Source organism: Saccharopolyspora sp., from assembly GCF_017434145.1.
Classification (GTDB): domain Bacteria; phylum Actinomycetota; class Actinomycetes; order Mycobacteriales; family Pseudonocardiaceae; genus Saccharopolyspora_C; species Saccharopolyspora_C galaxeae.
Map to the genome: position 1 here is coordinate 1 of NZ_JAFRFW010000641.1, position 4,188 is coordinate 4,188.

Genomic DNA, 4,188 nt, shown 5'->3' on the forward strand with positions numbered 1-4,188 from the left:
CGCGCAGCAGGTGCGCCGCTTCGTCCGGCACCAGCAGCAGCGGCACCGGCACCACGACGGCGCCCGCGGTGAGCACGGCGTAGTAGGCGCGCACGAAGTCGATGACGTTGGGTGCGACGATTGCGACCCGGTCGCCGGGCTGCACTCCCCGTCCGCGCAGCGCTGCGGCGTGCGCGCGGACCTGCTCCCACAGCTGCCCGTAGCCGACGTGCTGGTCGCCCTCGATGACCGCGGTCGCCGACGGCCGCAGGCGGGCCGGCTCGGCGAGCACGGACGCCAGGGACAGCGTGGTCGATCGCGGGCCGGGGGTCGTCGACCGCGGGCCGGGCGTCGTCGGCTGCGCAATCGAACTGTCGTCGTTGACCATCGGCGGCCTCCTCGCCGGACGCGCCGGGCGCTCCCGCGAGAAGTGGACACCCGACAACTAACGTCGTTAGTTTTGGACTCTAGGACCACCCCGAGCGCTGCGGCAAGAGCGCAGCACCGGACACTGTCGGTGCCGGGAAGACCCCGGAGCGGAGCGTCGAACAGGGGGAAGCGCGGATGGGACGGCCGAAGAGCCCGCTGCTGACCTCCGAACGCATCCGCACCTGCGGGCTGGAGATCATCGACTCGCACGGCCTCGAAGCGCTGTCCATGCGCCGCCTCGCCGACGCGCTCGGCGTGCGCGCCGCCTCGCTGTACAACCACGTCGCCACCAAGGACGCGCTGCTGCACGAGATCGCCAACGGCGTGATGGCCAGCGTGGACACCAGCGGTTTCGGCACCGACTGGACCACCGGGCTGCTGCGCTGGGCCCGCTCCTACCGGGCCGCGCTGGCCGCGCATCCGAACCTGGTGCCGTTCATGGCCTCGGGACCGGCCCGGCGGGAGACCTCGCTCAGCCGCGCCGACGCCGTGCACGGCGGGCTGACCAGCGCGGGCTGGCCGCCGCGCTACGCCACCATGATCGGGGCCTCCACGAAGTACCTGGTGGTCGGCTCCGCCATGGGCTCGTTCGCGGGCGGGTTCCCGGACGACGCCGAGATCTACGACGACCGGTTCCCGCACCTGCGGCAGGCGCACAAGCTGCGCGAGCACGCCGCGGAGATCGACGACGACAGCTTCGAGCTGGCGCTGCGAGCGCTGGTGGACGGCCTGCGCGCGCAGTTCGAGCTGGTCGCAGCGAACACGTCGTGATTGATCATTAATACTGAATTTTCGATCTTCGCCTCGTCGGCGGCGCAGCCGCCGAGCAGCCGACCGTGCGAGCTACCGGCACCGCTACGCAGCGAATCCGAAGAACACTATTCGTGACGGGACAGGGCTCACGTTCGGTTGACTGCGAAACGTGATCTCCGTAGCGTCAGCCAGCAACCGAAAGCCCAACTGAACAGCCGCCGACGACGTCGTGCGGGAGAGACTCCCCCCACCAGGAGCCCCTGGTATGCGGCCGTGGAGCGCCGAAGGAGCAATCCTCCCCACCAAACTCTCAGGCCCCGCACCGCACGACAGCAGGCGATCACGGAGAAAAGCAGGGATCCGCATCCCTCGCCCACGGTGCAAGCCGCACGAGCGCGGCGAAACTCTCAGGCCAATGACTCCGGGGAGGCCGGCCGGCGCCCACCGCGCCCGTCGCCGCCGAGGTGCTCGAGCTGCAGCTTCCGCTGGGGCTATGGTTTCCGCTGGAAGTGGCCGCAGCCGGTCCTCGGACGTGATCGGTGCCGATGAGGAGGAGTTCCGCACCATGACGTCGTCGCCGCCCTCCGCGCGTCAGACACCTCTCCACGAGGTGCACCGAGCGCTAGGCGCCCACTTCACCGAGTTCGCGGGCTGGCAGATGCCGGTGCGCTACTCCGGTGACACCGCCGAGCACCAAGCGGTGCGCAACACCGCGGGCCTGTTCGACCTCTCGCACATGGGCGAGATCCGGATCAGCGGCCCGCAGGCCGCCGAGGCGCTGGACTACGCGCTGGTGGCGAAGGCATCCGGCATAACGGCCGGGCGTGCCCGCTACACGATGCTCTGCGACGCCGACGGCGGCGTGCTCGACGACCTGATCGTCTACCGGCTGGCCGAGCAGGAATACCTGGTGGTCGCCAACGCCGCGAACGCCGACGTGGTCTCCGCCGAGCTGGAACGGCGCGTGCAGGGCTTCGACGCCGCGTACGAGGACGTTTCCGCGGACTACGCGCTGATCGCGGTGCAGGGGCCGAAGGCCGTCGAGATCCTCGCGCCGCTGACCGACACGGACCTGTCCACGGTCAAGTACTTCGCCGGCTACCGCAGCACGGTCGCGGGCGCGCAGGTGATGCTGGCGCGCACCGGCTACACCGGTGAGGACGGCTTCGAGCTGTTCACCTCCCCCGCCGACGCCCCGGCGGTCTGGCACGCGCTGGCCGAGTCCGGGCAGCAGCACGAGCTGGCCCCTGCCGGGCTGTCCTGCCGGGACACCTTGCGGTTGGAGGCGGGGATGCCGCTGCACGGCCACGAGCTCTCCACCGGCCTCACCCCGTTCCACGCGAACCTCGGGCGGGTGGTGAAGCTGGACAAGCCGGGTGACTTCGTCGGCAAGGCCGCGCTGGCCCGCGTCGCCGAGGAACCCACCGAACGCACCCTGGTCGGGCTCAGCACCGATGCGCGCCGCGCGCCGCGGCACGGGTACCCGGTGCTGGACGCCGCGGGTGCCGAGGTCGGCGAGGTGACCAGCGGTGCGCCGTCGCCCACGCTGGGACATCCGATCGGGATGGCTTACGTGGACCGCGCGCACAGCGCGCCCGGCACCGAGCTGAAGGTCGACATCCGCGGCAGGAGCATCGACGTGCAGGTCGTCGAGCTGCCGTTCTACCGGCGGTCGAACTGACCACCCGCGGGCGAGGTGCCCGCACGCCCACGCCGGCCGGAGGGCAGCGCGGCCCGCATCCGGCACGGCCCACATCACCATTCAGAGCCCATCGAGCACATTCAGAGCCCACGTGCAGGGCCCACATCGAGCACAGGAGGCAATGCGATGTCCGCACCGGACCTGTTCAACGATTCGCTGTCGGCGGTGGATCCGGAGGTGGCGGCCGCGGTCGGCGCTGAGTTGTCGCGGCAGCAGAACACGCTGGAGATGATCGCGTCGGAGAACTTCGCGTCGCAGGCGGTGTTGCAGGCGCAGGGGTCGGTGCTGACGAACAAGTACGCCGAGGGTTATCCGGGCAAGCGGTATTACGGCGGTTGCGAGCACGTGGACGTCGTCGAGCAGTTGGCGATCGATCGGGCCAAGGAGCTCTTCGGCGCGTCGTTCGCGAACGTGCAGCCGCACTCGGGGGCGCAGGCCAATGCTGCGGCGATGTTCGCGCTGCTCAAGCCGGGTGACACGATCATGGGCCTGGACCTGGCGCATGGCGGGCACCTCACCCACGGGATGCGGATCAACTTCTCCGGCAAGCTCTACAACGTGGTGCCGTACCACGTCTCGGAGCAGGACCACCGGGTCGACATGGACGAACTCGCCCGCCTGGCCCGCGAGAACAAACCCCAGATGATCATCGCCGGGTGGTCGGCCTACCCGCGCCAGCTCGACTTCGCCCGGTTCCGCGAGATCGCCGACGAGGTCGGGGCGTACCTGATGGTCGACATGGCGCACTTCGCCGGGCTGGTCGCCGCGGGCCTGCACCCGAACCCGCTGCCGCACGCGCACGTGGTCACCACGACCACGCACAAAACCCTCGGCGGCCCGCGCGGCGGGGTGATCCTCTCCGCGGACGACGAGTTCACCAAGAAGTTCAACTCCGCGGTGTTCCCCGGCCAGCAAGGCGGCCCGCTGGAGCACGTGATCGCGGGCAAGGCGGTGCTGTTCAAAACCGCCCAGTCCCCCGAGTTCGCCGACCGGCAGCGCCGCACCATCGAAGGCGCCCAAGCCCTGGCCGAACGCCTCTGCGCCGACGACGCCCGCACCGCCGGGGTGCGGCTGGTCTCCGGCGGCACCGACGTGCACCTGGTGCTGGTCGACCTGCGCCACTCCGAACTCGACGGCAAGCAGGCCGAAGACCGCCTCCACGAGATCGGCATCACCGTCAACCGCAACGCCGTGCCAGGCGACCCGCGCCCGCCGATGGTGACCTCCGGACTCCGCGTGGGCACCTCCGCACTGGCCACCCGCGGATTCGGCAAGGCCGAGTTCACCGAAGTCGCCGACATCATCGCCGAAGCCCTCCAACCCGA

The 4,188-nt window shown here is 70.4% G+C and carries 4 protein-coding genes and 2 riboswitches; of the genes, 3 read left to right on the forward strand and 1 reads right to left on the reverse strand.

The window, feature by feature from the left end; all coding sequences use genetic code 11:
- The coding region (locus IJH84_RS17640) for an AMP-binding protein (protein WP_295146406.1) at positions 1 to 367 on the reverse strand (367 nt) is incomplete at its 3' end.
- A gap of 176 nt (positions 368 to 543) precedes the next feature.
- Here IJH84_RS17640 and IJH84_RS17645 point away from each other — a divergent pair.
- The 3 genes from IJH84_RS17645 to glyA form a co-directional block, all read left to right on the forward strand.
- The gene (locus IJH84_RS17645) at positions 544 to 1,179 is read left to right on the forward strand and encodes a TetR/AcrR family transcriptional regulator C-terminal domain-containing protein (protein ID WP_200071865.1); all 636 of its coding nucleotides are present in this window, start codon (positions 544 to 546) and stop codon (positions 1,177 to 1,179) included.
- Positions 1,180 to 1,383: 204 nt separating this feature from the next.
- Positions 1,384 to 1,496, forward strand: a riboswitch (glycine riboswitch).
- Positions 1,497 to 1,593, forward strand: a riboswitch (glycine riboswitch).
- Positions 1,594 to 1,726: 133 nt separating this feature from the next.
- Positions 1,727 to 2,842, forward strand: coding sequence for a glycine cleavage system aminomethyltransferase GcvT (gene gcvT, locus IJH84_RS17650; protein ID WP_295146409.1), 1,116 nt, complete (start codon positions 1,727 to 1,729; stop codon positions 2,840 to 2,842).
- A 147-nt stretch (positions 2,843 to 2,989) separates the two neighbouring features.
- The coding region (glyA, locus tag IJH84_RS17655) for a serine hydroxymethyltransferase (protein ID WP_295146410.1) at positions 2,990 to 4,188 on the forward strand (1,199 nt) is incomplete at its 3' end.